The organism is Pontibacter fetidus, from assembly GCF_010119545.1.
Lineage (GTDB): Bacteria > Bacteroidota > Bacteroidia > Cytophagales > Hymenobacteraceae > Pontibacter > Pontibacter fetidus.
Window position 1 is genome coordinate 121,766 of the sequence record NZ_JAAEAA010000003.1, and the last position, 16,788, is coordinate 138,553.

16 protein-coding genes are annotated in these 16,788 nt (G+C 45.6%); 3 read left to right on the plus strand and 13 right to left on the minus strand.

Going from position 1 to position 16,788, the window contains the following annotated elements; all coding sequences use genetic code 11:
• Positions 1-7: 7 nt before the first annotated feature.
• Both GWO68_RS02990 and GWO68_RS02995 read left to right on the plus strand, forming a co-directional pair.
• Complete coding sequence (locus GWO68_RS02990; RefSeq protein ID WP_162344925.1) at positions 8-3,034, plus strand: AsmA-like C-terminal region-containing protein; 3,027 nt, start codon at positions 8-10, stop codon at positions 3,032-3,034.
• Positions 3,035-3,287: 253 nt separating this feature from the next.
• The gene (locus tag GWO68_RS02995) at positions 3,288-4,085 is read left to right on the plus strand and encodes a DUF4382 domain-containing protein (RefSeq protein WP_162344926.1); all 798 of its coding nucleotides are present in this window, start codon (positions 3,288-3,290) and stop codon (positions 4,083-4,085) included.
• Positions 4,086-4,587: 502 nt separating this feature from the next.
• Here the strand turns inward: GWO68_RS02995 and GWO68_RS03000 are convergent.
• The 6 genes from GWO68_RS03000 to GWO68_RS03025 form a co-directional block, all read right to left on the minus strand.
• On the minus strand, positions 4,588-5,064 hold the full coding sequence (locus tag GWO68_RS03000; protein WP_162344927.1) for a DinB family protein: 477 nt from the start codon (positions 5,062-5,064) through the stop codon (positions 4,588-4,590).
• A gap of 7 nt (positions 5,065-5,071) precedes the next feature.
• On the minus strand, positions 5,072-5,440 hold the full coding sequence (locus GWO68_RS03005) for a DUF6970 domain-containing protein (protein ID WP_235941918.1): 369 nt from the start codon (positions 5,438-5,440) through the stop codon (positions 5,072-5,074).
• A gap of 98 nt (positions 5,441-5,538) precedes the next feature.
• Positions 5,539-5,916, minus strand: a complete 378-nt coding sequence (locus GWO68_RS03010; RefSeq protein WP_162344928.1) for a diacylglycerol kinase — start codon at positions 5,914-5,916, stop codon at positions 5,539-5,541.
• Positions 5,917-6,028: 112 nt separating this feature from the next.
• On the minus strand, positions 6,029-6,568 hold the full coding sequence (msrA, locus tag GWO68_RS03015) for a peptide-methionine (S)-S-oxide reductase MsrA (protein ID WP_162344929.1): 540 nt from the start codon (positions 6,566-6,568) through the stop codon (positions 6,029-6,031).
• 21 nt (positions 6,569-6,589) lie between these two features.
• A complete protein-coding gene (locus GWO68_RS03020) occupies positions 6,590-6,898 on the minus strand; it encodes a peptide-methionine (R)-S-oxide reductase (protein ID WP_162344930.1) in 309 nt (102 codons plus the stop codon).
• 143 nt (positions 6,899-7,041) lie between these two features.
• Complete coding sequence (locus tag GWO68_RS03025) at positions 7,042-7,443, minus strand: methionine-R-sulfoxide reductase (RefSeq protein ID WP_162344931.1); 402 nt, start codon at positions 7,441-7,443, stop codon at positions 7,042-7,044.
• 214 nt (positions 7,444-7,657) lie between these two features.
• Here GWO68_RS03025 and GWO68_RS03030 point away from each other — a divergent pair, with 214 nt between their 5' ends.
• The gene (locus tag GWO68_RS03030; RefSeq protein WP_162344932.1) at positions 7,658-8,521 is read left to right on the plus strand and encodes an SDR family oxidoreductase; all 864 of its coding nucleotides are present in this window, start codon (positions 7,658-7,660) and stop codon (positions 8,519-8,521) included.
• 342 nt (positions 8,522-8,863) lie between these two features.
• Here GWO68_RS03030 and GWO68_RS03035 read toward each other — a convergent pair whose 3' ends face one another.
• From GWO68_RS03035 to GWO68_RS03065, 7 genes are all read right to left on the minus strand, one after another.
• Positions 8,864-9,811, minus strand: coding sequence for a TerC family protein (locus GWO68_RS03035; protein ID WP_162344933.1), 948 nt, complete (start codon positions 9,809-9,811; stop codon positions 8,864-8,866).
• A gap of 259 nt (positions 9,812-10,070) precedes the next feature.
• Positions 10,071-10,862, minus strand: a complete 792-nt coding sequence (locus tag GWO68_RS03040) for a glucose 1-dehydrogenase (RefSeq protein ID WP_162344934.1) — start codon at positions 10,860-10,862, stop codon at positions 10,071-10,073.
• A 407-nt stretch (positions 10,863-11,269) separates the two neighbouring features.
• Positions 11,270-11,902: a hypothetical protein gene (locus GWO68_RS03045; RefSeq protein WP_162344935.1), complete on the minus strand. Its 633-nt coding sequence runs from the start codon at positions 11,900-11,902 to the stop codon at positions 11,270-11,272.
• Between the two features lie 113 nt (positions 11,903-12,015).
• Positions 12,016-13,413 carry a class II fumarate hydratase gene (fumC, locus tag GWO68_RS03050; RefSeq protein ID WP_162344936.1) on the minus strand — a complete coding sequence of 466 codons (1,398 nt, stop codon included), beginning with the start codon at positions 13,411-13,413 and terminating at the stop codon, positions 12,016-12,018.
• Positions 13,414-13,628: 215 nt separating this feature from the next.
• Positions 13,629-14,675, minus strand: coding sequence for a hypothetical protein (locus GWO68_RS03055; RefSeq protein WP_162344937.1), 1,047 nt, complete (start codon positions 14,673-14,675; stop codon positions 13,629-13,631).
• Positions 14,676-15,383: 708 nt separating this feature from the next.
• The gene (locus tag GWO68_RS03060) at positions 15,384-16,103 is read right to left on the minus strand and encodes a hypothetical protein (RefSeq protein WP_162344938.1); all 720 of its coding nucleotides are present in this window, start codon (positions 16,101-16,103) and stop codon (positions 15,384-15,386) included.
• 21 nt (positions 16,104-16,124) lie between these two features.
• On the minus strand, positions 16,125-16,607 hold the full coding sequence (locus tag GWO68_RS03065) for an Mpo1 family 2-hydroxy fatty acid dioxygenase (protein WP_162344939.1): 483 nt from the start codon (positions 16,605-16,607) through the stop codon (positions 16,125-16,127).
• Positions 16,608-16,788: the final 181 nt, after the last annotated feature.

Below are 16,788 nucleotides of genomic sequence, written 5' to 3' on the forward strand. Positions count from 1 at the left end.
TCCCGATATGAAAAAAGTAGTTATTGGCTTCTTTGTCTTTCTGGCGGTGTTGCTGGCTGTAGCAGCGTTAGTGCCTGTTCTGTTCAAAGATAAAATCAAACAAACCCTCGACAAAGAGATCGCAAAAAATATTAATGCCAACGTACTCTATCAGACCGATGATGTAAGCCTGTCGCTGTTCCGCGATTTCCCGGATGTGTCGCTGGGTGTAGAGAACCTGGCTATAGTTGGGATTGATTCTTTTGCAACCGACACCCTGGCACAGGTTCCGTCTTTTAGAATGGGCCTTGACCTGATGAGCGTGATTGCCGGCGACGAACTGGAGATTAACTCCGTAACGATGGACGAGCCAAAGATCAGGCTTATAGTTTTAAAGAGCGGCAAAGCCAACTGGGACATTATGAAGCCTGACACGGCCGCTCCTACCCCAACGGATACCACTGCCAGCGACTTTGCTATTGCCATTAAGAAGTGGGAAGTAACCAACGGTACGCTTTTTTATGATGACCTGAGCATTCCGTTTGGCATGGCTGCCTATAACGTAAACCATACCGGCTCCGGCGATTTTGCCAAAGACGTGTTTGATATGAAGTCGCAGACCACCTCAGACCGCTTTACCATGACCTACGATGGCGTAAACTATATAGAGAACGGAAAGCTGGATGCTGATGTAACTATGGCAATGGATCTAGCTAAATCGCTTTATACTTTTAAGGATAACAATATCAGGCTAAACGAGCTGCCTTTCCAGTTTGCCGGAACTATACTTATGCCCGACGAGGCTATGGACTTTGACCTGACCTTTAAAGCTACCGAAACTGATTTCAAAAATGTGCTGTCGGTGGTGCCGGGTATGTATACCGAGCAGTTCAAGGATATTAAAACGGAAGGTAAGCTGAGCTTTGATGGTTATTTTAAAGGCCGCATGATCGATACCCTGATGCCAGGCTTTGGTACAGAGCTGAAGATCATCAACGGTTTCTTTAAATACCCTGACCTGCCACAGGCTGCCCGTAACATTAACGTAGATATGCGCATCGATAACAAAGATGGCAATCCGAACAACACTATAGTTAATGTACGCCAGTTGCACCTGGACCTGGGCAAAAACCCTGTAGATGCCAAAATGCTGGTTGAAGGCCTGGAGCCGATGAAGGTAGACGGTAATGTAAAAGCAAGTATAGACCTGACCGAAATGACCAAAGTGTTCCCGATTGAAGGAATGACGCTGCGTGGTTTATTAAAGGTTGATGCCGATGCGAAAGGTGTTTATTCTAAAACGAGTATGCCTGTTATTGATGCCGACATGCGCCTGACCAATGGGTATGTAAAGTCCAAGGATTTCCCGGCTCCGATTGAGAACCTGAACATGGTAACCAACATCCTGAACAAAACCGGCAACACCGATGATACCCGCATTAATGTAGAGCGCTTTAACATGACCCTGGATGGGGAACCACTTTCGGGTAGAGCCTTAATTGCAGGTATAGATAAGCCGGCTTTCGATTTCGATATTAAAGGTATCCTAGACCTGACCAAACTGACCAAGATTTTCCCACAGGAAGGAATGACCGTTTCGGGTAGAATAAATGCGAATGTGGCGGCTAAAGGCAAACTAAGCGATGTGGAAGCGGAGAAGTATAACAACATCTCGGCAAACGGAACTATGGCTATAAGCAACCTTAACTTTGTGAGCACCGATTTGCCGCAGGGTATAAAAATCAGTAAAGCCAACGCTGTGTTTAACAACGAGCGCATAGAGCTGAAGGACATGAGCGGCTACCTTGGCAAAAGCGATATTCAGGCAAACGGCAGCATCTCGAACTACCTGGGCTATGCCTTAGCCGATAACCAGAGCCTGCGCGGTAACTTTAACCTGAGCTCCAACAACTTTAACGTGAACGAGTGGATGGTAGAAGAAACCGGCGAACCGGTAGCAGCTACTCCGGAAGCCGAAGGTGTAGTAGAAGTACCGGCAAATTTAGACATCACCTTAAATGTAAATGCCAAGCAAGTGCTTTATGATAACCTGAAGCTGAACAACATTAATGGCCGCGTGCTGGTTAAAGATAAAGTAGCCAAGCTAGATAAGGTTACCTTTAACACACTGGGCGCGACGTTTGCTACCAGCGGTACTTACAACACCACCGACATCTCTAAGCCCTTGTTCGATATGAACCTGGATATCCAGAACCTGAATTTCCGGCAGGCCTTTAATGCTTTTAATACGATTAAAGCCATAGCACCAATTGCTGGTTTGCTGGATGGTACCTTTAATACCAAGTTCAACTTTGCCGGTGAAATGGCCCCGGACATGACCCCGGTATTTAAGACCATGGATGGTGAAGGTATAATTAAGGTTTTAAAAGCTGCTGTGCGCGATGTGAAGATTGTGCAGCAGATAAGTACCCTGACGCACCTGGAGCAGTTGAAGAATTTTGTAGTGGAAAATAAAATGATAGATGCCCAGATCATAGACGGTAGCCTGGTTATTAAACCTTTCGATATGAAGATAGGCGATATGCAGATGACCGTTGGAGGTAGCAACAACGTGAACGGGCAAATTGATTATGTAACTGCCCTGAACGTGCCAACCGGTAAAGTAGGCCAGGAATTAAATTCGCGACTGGCCGGTATAGTTGGCGGAAACCAGTTAAAAGCAGCAGAGCGTGTAACCCTGAACCTGAAAATTGGTGGTACCCTTGCTGACCCACGGGTAAGTTTAGCTGGCGGAAGCGTAAAAGAGCAGGCAGCTAACCTGGTTAAAGAGGCAGTGCAAAGCAAGCTGAACGATGCCAAACTAAAACTGGACCAACGCAAACAACTGGCAGAAGACAGCATCCGGAACGAACTGAACAGAAGGAAACTGGAAGCTGAACAGAAAGCCCGCCTGGAACTGGAAAAGAAACGAAAGGAAGCTGAACTGAACATTAAGAAGCAGGCAACCGACAAGATTAATGATTTTCTGAAGCCAAAAACCAAACCGGCACCCAAGCCTACACCTACTGACACCACTAAAACAGGTGCAAAATAATGCAATTTATAGCAATGCTATAATATATAATTGTTGTATTTGAAGAAAGATGCCTGAAGTAGCTGCTTTAGGCATCTTTCATATATAGGCTTACGTAATTTCCTGCGGTTATCAGCGTTCTAACCCAACAAATGCTAACGTAGCATTACCGAACAACAAATATTCGGATATAAAAGATAGACTATTTCAGATCTTCATGTTGTCTTCATCTTTGTATCAGATATTTGAGCTGTAACTTTTAAATACAATAATTATGAAAAGAAAACTGATTATTCCTTTCCTTTTAGGAGCTCTTACTTTTGGCTTTAGCTCATGCGACAGCGATTCTGATACAGACGGCAGCGGCACTTCTAAACTGCAGGTACGCATGACCGATGCACCCGGCGACTATGAAGAAGTGAATGTAGAAGTTGTATCGGTGCAGGTAAACAGAGAAAACACAGATGGTGAGGAAGGCTGGATAACACTGGATGAAATTCATCCGGGTATCTATAACCTGCTTGATTTTGCCAACGGAAAAGACACACTGCTTGCAAGCGCAGAACTGCCTGCAGGTTCTATCTCTCAGATCAGACTTATACTTGGCGACGAGAACACAGTAAAGCTGAAAAGTGGCGAAGTGATCGATCTTAAAACGCCAAGCGGCCAGACATCAGGCGTTAAATTATCAGTAAATGCAACTTTGGAAGAAGATGTAACTTATGTAATGCTGCTGGACTTTGATGCTGCTAAATCGGTCGTGGCAAAAGGCAACGGCGGTTATAACCTGAAGCCGGTTATCCGTGTGATTTCGCAGGCTGTGGCTGGTGGCATTAAAGGTAAAGTAGCCCCTGCCGAATATAAGCCAGGCATCTACGTTATCTCATCTGCTAATGACACGCTGGGTGGTTTTGCTAACGAAGCCGGTGATTTTATGATCAAAGGTGTACCTGCCGGTTCTTACACGGTTAAATTTTATACCGAAGCCGCCGCGCACGACACGACACTTACTGACATAGTTGTATCGCAGGATGCGATTAAAGACTTAGGCACAGTGCAACTGCCTGAGTAAATAAACTTCTTCGGCTAAGTCCGGAAGATTTTAAATGAATTAATTTGTGAACCCCCATGTAAAAAGGAGCTCTTTCTGGAGCTCCTTTTTATTTGTAGTAACTATAGTTCGTTTGCCTATAGTTGTATTTATTGTGAGGTTTTAACCCACCCCTTACCCCTCCAGGGAGGCAGGGCCGTTAAGTTCTGCCGAGAACTATCCCCTTGAGGGGATTATAGGGGTGTTATTCAGGGCCAAAATGCCAATTGTTAGCCAGTTTTAAATTCACCCGCTAATGCAAACACCCCTCTGCGCTCCCCTCAAGGGGAGAATTTGCTAGAACTTAACGGCCCTGCCTCCAGGGAGGGGAATGATTATCTTGCAGTTTAAGAAATTATAGTTTCATAGATAGTATTTGCAGTAACTATATAACTATAGCTGAATGATAGCTTAAAGAGCAATTCCCCTCCTCGGAGGGGTTAGGGGTGGGTTGAATATTGATTGTCTATTGTCTTATTCACTCTTAGTATACCTGGCCCATCAGCTCACGCACGTAGGTCACATAATCGGTGTTTGGTGGCGTGTGGCCGTTTTTGCGCAGGTCGGTGGCAACCTGGGCGCGGTGGTAAGTAGCATGGTTAAAAGCATGCGTTAAAATATCGAGTACACGGGTGCTGTACTTGTTGCCCTGGCTGTTAGTATAATCTATCAGGCGGTTAAATTCGGCCTCATCAGAGTTGGCCACCAACTCGGCAATTTTGTAAGAGGCGCTTTTGTGAAGTTCTTTTAACTGCTCCAGGTTATGCTCCTGCCATACTTTAACCGGGCTTGTTGTGCCGGTGATGCGGGCGATCCAGATGGCCTGTGCGTTCAGGGCATGGCTCATCAGGCGGGCAGCATTGTTTGGTACGCTCGGTAAGCTGCTGAAAACATCCAGCATGGTCTGGTTTGCCCAGATGTTATATTCTGATAAGTTCTTTAATACGTCGTTTCCTGTCATTTCTAAATTAGCTTTCGCGTTTATCTTCCCAAATTATCGTTTCGTTTGTGCGCTTCTCAAAAAAGTCTGCGCAGCGGCCATCTCCCCTGCCTGTTATGCCGCCATCCGGTTCGCAAAGCTGGTTGCCATCGTTATCAAACAGTTTAGAAGGAATATCGCAGCAGCGGCTGGTCAGGTAATATACTTGCTGGCCGTTATAAGTATAGCTGTAAATTTTAGCGGGTGGGTTAGCGGGTGCTTCCTTTTCCAGTTGCTGTATCAGGTCGGTTAACCAGGGAACCTGCGCATTTGTTGTTTCCGGCGTAGCAGTTGGTTTGCAGGATACAGCCATGCAGAACAAAACTATAGGTATGATGCGGGTCAGTGTTGTATACATATCCGTTTTTTTGAAGCGGCTGCAAAGGTAACCATTTTAATTCTGAATAAAGAAGTACGCATAAACTATAGCTAAAGGTGTTTAACGGCTATAGTTGGCTACCCGGCATTTACCAGGTCCAGCACGTAAGGGGTGAAAATGAGGAGCCCAACTATAGCTGCCGTGATGGCGGCCACCAGAACAGCTGCCGCGGCCAGGTCTTTGGTTTTGCCGGCAAGCGGGTTGTGATGTGGTGATACCAGGTTGGTAAGTGTTTCGATGGCGGTGTTAAAGATCTCGGCTGTAATAACCAGGCCTATACTCCCGGCCAGCAGGCACCATTCTGTTGCAGTAACATCAAACAGGAGACCGGCAACTATAACTCCAATAGCTGACAACACGTGCAGGCGCATGTGCGGCTCCGACCGCACAGCCGAGTTCAGACCCTGTAAGGCAAACTTAAAACTGTTGTAGCGCTTCTTAAAGTAGCTGTCCAAGTGGGATGACTAATGTAGAATGATTAATGACTATAGTTCGTGTATTGGGTTTCGTGTTAATTCAAAAATACATTAGCAAAACGAAACACCAAACACAATATATTAAACACGATCAACTATACTCCGGCTTCAGTTTGTCTTTAAATACTTTCCGGAACTTGTCAACTTTGGGGCGCACTACAAACGCGCAGTAGGGCTGGCTACCGTTTCTCAGGAAGTAGTTCTGGTGGTACTTTTCGGCTGGGTAATAGTTGGTGAACGGTTCTATAGTTGTCACGATCGGGTCATCAAAAGCGCCGGATTCGTCTAAAGCCAGTTTATAGTTTTCGGCCAGCTGCTTTTGCTCCTCGTTGTGGTAGAATATGACCGAACGGTACTGCGGACCAACGTCGTTACCCTGACGATTTAAAGTGGTTGGGTCGTGGGTTTCCCAGAACACGCGCAGTAGCTCTTCATAACTGATCTGTTGTGGATCGTAGGTTATCTGTAACACCTCTGCGTGGCCGGTTGTAGCGGTGCAAACCTGCTCATAGGTTGGGTTTTCCACATGGCCGCCTGCATAGCCCGATTCTACTTTTTCCACACCTTTTAATTGTTGAAAAACTGCCTCTGTGCACCAGAAACATCCATTCCCGAACGTTGCTATTTCCATTTATCTGTTTTCTTAAGTAAGCTATAGTTTATACTTCAGCGCATCGGCATTTATGCAGTAGCGCACGTTGGTTGGTGTACGGTTATCATCAAACAAATGGCCCAGGTGCTGCTCGCATTGGCTGCATAACAGCTGTATACGCTCCCGGCCATACGTGTGTAAGGGGTTTTGCCGTACATTCTCCCCTACCTGCTTCCAGAAACTCGGGAAACCGGAGCCAACTTCAAATTTAGCACTCGCTTCAAACAAAACCTGTCCGCAACCGGAGCAAGTATAAAGCCCTCGCTCGTTTCCTGTCAAATCTATCTTCTGATTGCGTACGAATGTCATTTAATTTATCTGCAAAAGCTGTCATCCCCCTGCCCCCTTCCAAGGGAGACTTTGTCTACTAACGTCAAACTAAAAATGTGAATTACGCATTGCTGAATGTCCCCCTTGGAAGGGGGCAGGGAGATGATCTACGTTAACAGAAACTAATCTTCCTTCTCCAGGTCTTCCACCGGCACAAACTTCATCGAAAGCGAATTTACGCAGTGACGGATGTTCTTTGGTGTAAGATACTCGCCTTCGAACACATGGCCCAGGTGACCGCCGCAGTTGGCACACACAATTTCGGTACGGCGTCCATCTGCATCGGGAACGCGTTTTACGGCACCGCTTATCTCGTCATCAAAACTTGGCCAGCCACAGCTCGACTCAAACTTGTATTCTGAAGTATAAAGCGGGGCATTGCAGCGACGGCATAAATACACGCCTTCAGCTTTGTTCGTATAGTATTCGCCGGTGCCCGGGTATTCTGTTCCTTTGTTAACTATAATGCGGGCTTCTTCCGGGGTAAGTACGTTGTAATCGGATGGGTCTTTCGCTATTTTCATAATCTATAGTTGTGCTGTTTTCTGGTTATACGTGTGGTTTTAAGAACAGCGGAAAGGTAAGAAGGTTTTCGGGAAACCATGCTGCCAACTATAGCACAATTACTCTATCGCTGGTATAGGGCTACTAACTATAGTTTGATAACCTTCCCGGCGGTTGCCTGTTGTTTAAGAATATCGTAATCAATAAATCGACAACCTAAATTTAGTAAACAACATGAAGATAGGAATAACCGGAGCCACCGGGCAACTTGGCCGTCTTGTGGTTAGCAAGCTCAAAAATAAAGTATCGGCAGATAACATAGTAGCACTTGCACGCTTGCAGCAAAAGGGTGCAGACTTAGGCGTAACCGTGCGCGAAGCCGATTACACAAAACCAGAAACGCTAAACAAGGCACTGGAAGGCATAGACACGCTGCTGCTGATCTCATCGAGTGAAGTAGGGCAACGTGCCACGCAGCACCACAATGTAATTGAAGCAGCAAAAAAAGCAGGCGTTAAATGGATCGTCTATACCAGCCTGCTGCACGCTGATACGTCGTCGCTGAGCCTGGCAGAAGAGCATCGCCACACAGAAGCAGAGCTGAAAAAATCCGGTATTCCGCACACTATCCTCAGAAACGGCTGGTACACCGAAAACTATGCAGGCTCTATACCAGGTGCACTTGCCGGTGGTGCTCTTATAGGTAGTGCAGGTGAAGGCAAAATCTCATCTGCCTCGCGCGAAGACTTTGCTGATGCGGCAGTTGCTGTGTTGACCGGAGAAGGCCACGAGGGCAAAATTTACGAACTGGCCGGCGACGAAGCCTACACGCTCAGCGACTTGGCTGCAGAAATCTCCCGCCAAACCGGAAAAGACATACCTTACAAAAACCTGCCTGAAACAGATTATGCAACCGCGCTTGCCGGCTTCGGCTTACCGGAAGGACTGGCACATGCTATTGCCGGCTGGGATGTGTCTGCATCAAAAGGGGATCTGTATGACGACAGCCGCCAGTTATCGAAACTTATCGGCCACCCGACCACGCCTATGAAAGAAACAGTAGCGCAAGCGCTGAAAGCAACCTCAAATGCCGGGTAATTTTATAGTTAAACTATAGCTACTCCTGATTAATAAAAAGCTACTTCGGTAGCTTTTTGCTTTTGTACCAACGCTCAAACTATAGCATTACGACTATGGATTAACTATAGCGCCCATTAGTTTAAAGGCAGCCTTTCCTATGTTGTCATTTCGAACAGTGTGAGAAATCTAATTAAGCTATACCGGGGTGTTTTAAATAGATCTCTCCTTTTGTCGAGATGACAGTTTCAGTTGATGGCATTCTATAGCCGCCTGCTAAACTATAGTTAATGGCAATAAAAAATCTGGCAGCAACTATAACTATGGGTTACGCTGCTGCCAGATCTATATCAAAAGGTAATCTTAAAGGTTCTGATTCTCCTGGCCGTTTATCTTGTTTTCCTTTCTGGTTTTCAGGAAAGATAGCACCACACTAAACACCAGGATCAGCGCAATTACAAGCAGGGAGATGAATGTAGGGATCTTGTAAATATCAACCATTACCATTTTTAGCCCTACAAATACAAGTATAATGGCCAGCCCGTATGACAGGTAAACGAAGCGATCTACGACGTGGGCAAGGGCAAAATACAGTGAACGCAGACCCAGAATAGCAAACACGTTGGAGGTATAAACTATAAACTGGTCCTGGGTAATGGCAAGGATGGCCGGAATACTGTCGACTGCAAAAATAAGGTCAGTGGCTTCGATCAGTATCAGCACCAGGAAAAGAGGAGTTGCAAACCGTTTGCCGTCCTGCTTTACAAAGAATTTATCGCCGTGTAACTGATTGGTTACCGGCATTATTCGTCTGAAGAACTTTATAACCGGGTTGTTTTCAGGATCTATAGCGGTACCCTTCTCGGTAAACATTTTGTAGCCGGTATAGATCAGGAAGATACCGAAGATGTAAACGCTCCAGTGGAATTTCTGGATAAGGGCAACACCGGCGAAAATAAAGATGATTCTCATGACCAACGCGCCCAGGATACCCCAGAATAGGATCTTGTGCTGATAAATGGCCGGTATCTTGAAGTAGCCAAACACAAGCACGAACACGAAGATATTATCGATGCTCAGGGATTTCTCGATCAGGTAACCAGTCAGGAATTCTACCGCTTTAGCCTCCCCGAACCAGTAATAAATAAGCCCGTTAAAAATTAAGGCAAGACTGATCCAGACACCCGACCAGGTTAATGCTTCTTTTACCGATACGACATGTGCTTTCCGGTTAAATACACCTAAGTCGAGCGCAAGCATAAGAAGTACAAATGCATTAAACCCAATCCAGAATGTGGCATTTACTTCCATAAAGTGTTGCTATAGTTTGATTAAAATACAATTGTTGCCGGGTGTTTGTTATAAGTAAACCCGTTTTTAGTTACAAATTTAACCAGATAGCGTTCTAAGAAGTTAGTATGTTTAGCTATTGGCCTTAATACAAGATAGAAAGCATAATATGCAGCCCATACAACAGCTACTTTTCCTTTAACTGTAGTTCCTGTAAGTACCTGCCAGCACCGGTTCAGGGCCGCACCGCTACTAGTAACCCTGGTTTCCAGATGCCCGGTTAAGGATTTCCGTACATATTTGACTCGCCACCATCAATTGCTATAGTTTGCCCATTTACATAAGAGGCCGCCTCACTTAACAGAAAGGCTACTACTTTAGCTACTTCTTCGGGTAGGCCCAGGCGCCTGGTTGGGTTGTGTTGGGCATAGTCGGCCTCGGCAGCTTTGGGGTCTTTGGGGTTTACTTCTCTAAAGGCTTCGGCAACCATAGGCGTAAGGATGGCGCCTGGGGCAATGGCATTGGTTATGATGCCGTCTTTGCCATATTCCAAGGCGGCGTTTTTTGTCATGCCCGACACGGCGTGTTTGCTGGCTACATAGGCTACCTGGTTCAGCACACCCCGTATACCACCCACCGATGCCACATTTACAATACGGCCATACTTCTGCTTCTGCATAACCGGAATTACATAGCGCATGCCGTAATAAACGCCCATCAGGTTAATGTCGATCACCTTTTTAAACATCTTGATATCGTACTCGATCATAGGCGCCTGTTTGCCTTCTATTCCAGCGTTGTTATACAGGCCATCTATCCGGCCAAAAGCTTTCTCTGTTTCAGAAACATACCTTTTAACGTCTTCCTCATTCGATTCATCGCCCACCACTGTTATGATCTTTGAAGAAGAAAATTCTTTGGTCAGGTTGTTGGCCGCTTCCGAAAGCTGCTCTTTGTTGAAGTCCATTAAGGTTAGGTTCGCCCCCTGACTTGCGAGCTCCTTTGCTGCCGCCAGCCCCAGACCCATAGCAGCCCCCGTGATAATAATAGATTTCTGGTCGAATGTTTTCATAGTAACTTATAGTTAAGTGTAAAACTCGGTGCGTGAGGCAGGCTCCTTTATCTGCTTTTCAGAAGTGCAGTGTAGAAGCCCGAAAATAACCTGGGGTGATGAAGGGAAACTATAGGGATGTGTGAACTATGGAGTATACGATGGAAGGCAAGTTTCCGGTAGAGCAAACTATAGTTGGGCGCTTTGAGAGTAGTGTTGCGCAGCTATGAAGAGTACTCATCTCCTTGCCGGCCCATGTTGGCGCGAGCTTGTAGCTCGTGCCTTACTTTATAATGTAAATAAGTACGAGCTACAAGCTCGCACTAGCGGGAAAAGTAAGAACATGAAAAAGGTCAGTTACAAACTGGCTTCAAAGCTTACCCACAAGTTGCGCTGACGCTAAACTTGCAGGATGGGAATAACTGTAATTAAATCCTTGTAACCTTAAGCGTGTCAATTTTATTACTTTCTGCAATAGAGGCTATATCTTCTATTGAACCTATTTCTAAGATTAAAGGATGAGTTTCTTTTCTTTTTATGAAGAACCTAAACTCGCTTTGATAAGAGTAGCGAAGAGGTTTCTTGAAGACTGACCATTTCCCATGGAATTGTTTCAGATCAAAATATTCTACAGGTGAATAAATTAATTCGTACCCTGCGCTCTCAGCAGCTTTTTTAACTCTACTAATGAACTCGTTTATATCAAGTATGAAAACACATGTATCTCCAAACTTTTTACACTCCTCATCTATTTTTATATCTGTTAAATTTTCACGTGTCTTTAAAGCATACATAGAAAAGATATTTCCCATAGGCTTATCATACCAAAGCTGAAAAAGGCCTTTCTCAGCAACTCCTATTTTATTCTCCCCTAGGAAAATTCTAACATTATTAATCTCGCTTTGCTTGTATAAAGCTTCGTATTTATCCCCTCTTAAATCACCATCTTCAGTTTTTCTAAATACATCCAAGTTATTCATAAAGATGACTCCCTTCTCATAGAAGCTTTTCATATGAGGTTCTTCACCAAACTTAATTAAAGAGCAGACATCTATTTTCATGGTTGAGGCTTACCGGTTATTGATTATCAAATAAATATAACAAAAAAGCAGCCCCAAACGGAGCTGCTTTTCCTTTATGTATCAAGACGCAAAGCATTGCGGCTCTACAGTTCTTACTTCTTTAAGCTGCCGATCATGTCTTCCGGCTTCACCCACTCGTCATACTGCTCGTTGGTTAGCAGGTCAAGGGCGATAGCTGCCTGGCGAAGGGTTGTGCCTTCTTTGTGGGCTTTCTTCGCAATTTTGGCGGCGTTGTCGTAACCGATGTGTGGGTTAAGGGCCGTTACCAGCATCAGCGAGTTCTCTAAATTCTCTTTAATGCGGGCCGTGTTTGGCTCTATACCTATGGCGCAGTGCTTATCGAATGAGTCGCAGGCGTCGCCGATCAGCTGGGCGCTCATCAGCAGGTTAAAGATCATTACCGGCTTAAACACGTTCAGCTCGAAATGGCCGTTCATGCCACCAACCGAAATAGCCACATCGTTACCGATAACCTGAGCACACACCATGGTCATGGCCTCTGCCTGCGTTGGGTTAACTTTACCCGGCATGATAGAAGAACCCGGCTCGTTCTCAGGGATCAGGATCTCAGCAATACCGGAACGCGGACCAGAAGCCAGTAAACGGATGTCGTTGGCGATCTTCATTAAAGAAACAGCCAGTTGCTTCAGCGCGCCAGACGTCTCAACTATAGCATCGTGTGCAGCAAGTGCCTCGAATTTGTTTGGAGCTGTTATGAACTCATGGCCAGCGTACTGAGAGATCTTTTCAGCAACCAGTACATCGTAACCAGCCGGTGTGTTAAGGCCTGTACCTACTGCAGAACCGCCAAGCGCCAGTGTGCTCAGGTGTGGCAATGTGTTGCGAAGCGCCTTCATGCCATAATCCAGCTGGGCTACGTAACCAGAAATCTCCTGGCCCAGTGTAAGCGGCGTAGCATCCATCAGGTGCGTACGACCGATCTTCACCACATCCATGTAAGCTTCGGCTTTGCTGTTCAGCGTGTCGCGCAGTTTCTTAACTAATGGCAAGGTATGCTCTACCACTTTTTTGTAAGCGGCAATGTGCATCGCCGTCGGGAAGGTATCGTTAGACGACTGCGACTTGTTTACGTCGTCGTTCGGGTGGATCTTCTTTTTCTCATCCATCAGGTTGCCGCCCAGCAGTACGTGCGCGCGGTTAGCCACCACTTCGTTCACGTTCATGTTCGACTGTGTGCCCGAACCTGTCTGCCAAACTACCAGCGGGAATTCGTCAGCCAGTTTGCCCTCTAAAATCTCGTCGCAAACCTGCGAAATGATATCTGCTTTATCCTGAGCTAAAACGCCAAGTTGTGCGTTAGCCTGAGCAGCCGATTTTTTAAGAATAGCAAAAGCCTCGATCACTTCTTTCGGCATCAGTTGGCCACCGATGGTAAAGTTTTCTTTAGAGCGCTGCGTCTGAGCACCCCAGTATTTGTCTGCAGGCACCTCTACAGGGCCCATCGTGTCTTTCTCTACGCGAACTTGCATATCGATTTATGTTTGGTTTAATGGATCAGTTTGATTGCGGCAATATTACGAAAAAGAGTTAAGACTTATAATTTGTCATTACTCCCACATTTGTCATTTCGAGCCAAAGCGAGAAATCTTAATCGGATTTTATCTGAGATAGATCTCTCCTATCGTCGAGATGACATTAAAGGACTGCCAACTCGTAACTCAGCATTCGTGGCTAAGAACTATAGTTACTCTCCGAAAAAAGGTATCTGCCGTTGCTCTATTTTAACCGGTTTGCGCACCTGCTTGTTTACGTACTTCTTTTCCTGCTCAAAGGCTACAATCTTTAATGTTATATCCAGGCCGGTTACCGTGTTGCTGTTCCGGAAAGTGGCGTACAGCGTGCCGTCGGTAGTTTTAGGTGTTTCGGAGGACAATACTTTTTTATAGTCTGAGATAATGCCCGTGCCCTGTGCAAACGTGTAAGGTTTCCAGCCCTCCTCATCGGCCACAAACTTCTCTGCCGACTGCTTATTCATAAAGTAATAATCAATATTTCCGCTGGCGTTAACCTGTGGCAAACTTGGGATCAGTCCCAACCCAAACCCAACCACAGGGCTCACCGTGGAGGACGCAAGCACAGAAGCGCCTTTTGTAACCAGTTTAGTCATGTTCTTCAGGTCCTCAACCGACTGCTGTCCCACACCAACCCAGTAAACCCAGTGCACCGTATTGGCCGGTAACTTAAATGGCACCGACACACGGCTTGGGTTCAGGTTAGTCATAGAAGCCACCCGAAATGTTTTATCAACTATAGTTACCGGTGTCAGTTCACCTTTTACCAGCACTTTTTCGGTGGTAGTGGCCCAGGTGGTGTCGGCTATAGTTTGCCAGGTAATGTTGGAATTGAAGTGGCGGGTTTCGTTTTTTTCAGGAAGGCGTTTAATGCTTAGGCGGGCTGGAGTGGCCTTGTCGGAGGTGGATGAAACTATAAACTTATACACCAGCTTTTGCGGCAGGGTCAGCTTGAGTTCTTTCACCTTTTTTACCGGCTGCGAACTATAAACTATAGCCCCTGAAGTATACTCCTGCACTTCCAGGTTAATTGTTTGTCCGGGCTTGTCAGGTTCTATGGTTATAACCGCTACATCGCCCTTCTGGAAACCATAAAAGTACACTGCCTTCTGGCCAGCCGCTGGTATGGCTATAGTTTGCTCGGTTACCGTAATTGCTTTCTTCTGCGCTATAGTTGCCACGCTCCATAGCAACATCAGCATCAGTAATTTATATTTCATTTCAGATGTTCAGAAATCCGGGTGCAAAGATAAGCGGTAGGAATTTTAAGATGGAAATATTTTAAGAATTACCTCACCCCAGCCCTCTCCTTTTAAAGAGGGCCCCTACCCCCAAAACAGGAGAGGGAGTTTTTCTACTATTCCTTCCCCTTTTTTGTCATCCTGGAAGGATCTTGTGCGAAGGGGGAATTTAGCCTTTGCTTTAACACACCCCTACCCCTCTCAAGAGGGGACTTTCTGCCTCAGCTATAGTTACAGACCATGCGCGGACAGGTCGCGACCTGTCCCTACGAAACTATAGCCATGATAAAAGTCAAAGCGAAGAAAGTTAAAACGATAGCTACAGGTAGCTATCGAACTGATATCAGTCTTTGGGTTGAGCGCCTCGAGAGGTTCCGGTGCCGTTAGGCATTGCGACGTTAGGAGCAAAGGAAGCGAAAGCAGCGCGATGCCCGAAGACGGGGCCTCCCGGCCCGGGAGGGAGCCAAGGTAGAAATGAAACTTTAGGTAAATAGAGCTCCCAGGATTGAAAGAGACTATGGAACAACGGCTTGTTTCCAACAGTAGGCAAAGTTAACTATAGGACTTATAAGATCCCTCGACTAACGCTCGGGATGACATTAGTGGAAACTATAGCTTCAACTATTGTCTTAAATAGATTTCTCACGTTGTCCGAAATGACAAAAGAGAAACTTTACTCCTAATCCTTTAACGAATCACTTTTTTCCCTGATTTTTCAGATAGCAGCGCGATCATCTCTAATTGCACCGGCTTCAGATAAGTAGTATTGATGTTAGAGTTGTCGTTAAAAGTGATCAGGTACTCCCCTTCATTGCCAAGATATTCGATCTTATCTATCTGAGACATACTATAGCTGCGTTCTTCCGAAAGGATGTTGGTAACTGTAAGTGTGTTCTCAAAAATCCGGACATGCCATTGCATAACATACCATATAACTATACCAGATAAAGCCAGCATCACCAGAAAGAGAATCCGATATAGCTTGATGGAACCTCGTCCTTCGGATTGCAGCAGGTAGTTTTGGTACAGTTCATAATCGTGGCCTAGCAACGATCTTTGTACTAGCCTTAGCGGAAGCACAGCTAAAGTTAGGCCCAGAAGTAAGCCCGGCGCAAAAAAAGCCCTGAAGTTAGGAGTAAGCAGGTGAATCCACCCTCCGGTTGAAGCATGAATAATACTTGAGAACATAGCCAATATACCAGCACTGAACACGGCAAGCACGCAGGCAAAAAAGAAGTACGCAATGGTTAGTTTCCACTCCTTTTTCTGGATGTACTGTTGCTCGTCTCTGGTTAACTTTTCTCCTGTTGTACCGGTCAGCAAACGGCGCATTGCAAAACGCACAACAGGCAATAAAACAGCAATAGCAAAGAAGCTGATCAACAGGCTTCGTAAGATCTCAAGCATAAGCGGGTATTTTCTGCAAAGTTAATAGGGTATACCCAATTTCCGGTAAATAAAACCGAGTAACCACGCCGGGCCTATCAGTAAAAATTGCAGGTCTTTCAGAAACGACGGCTTTTTGCCTTCTACCTTATGTCCGTAAAACTGCCCCACCCAGGCCAGCACAAAAACAACAAGGCATACCAGCCATAAAGGCGTTTCCAGGTTTACGTCAACTACATACACCAGCCAAAGCACAAGGCTGCAAACTATAGCCATGCCTAAAAACATGGTAAACGATAGCCGCAGGTAAAAAAGCAGCCCCAGCAGTATAACTATAGTTCCGAAATGCACAAAAGGCCGCAATTGCTCCGGGAAAAGCATTTTAAGTGGTCCCGCTGGTATGCTTGCCAGCAACCCGACAATACTGAAGAAGATAAGCGGCACACATATCCAGTGGATCAGTTTATTTGTATGATTCTGGTGGCTCTGACCATATTCATCAAACCATTGTTGTATCGGTCTCATTTGTAGTTTTTAAGGATAGTAAGTTTCAGGTAAACAATGTAAACTTTTTATAGTTAAGTTACAAGATGTGCTTTTAAACCGTATGCTAAAGATAACTACAGCCTTGCAAGTGCTTTAAGTAGTAGCGCATGGCTTGTTTTTTTGTATATTTGAGTAAATACATACTTTACATTTTAACGTA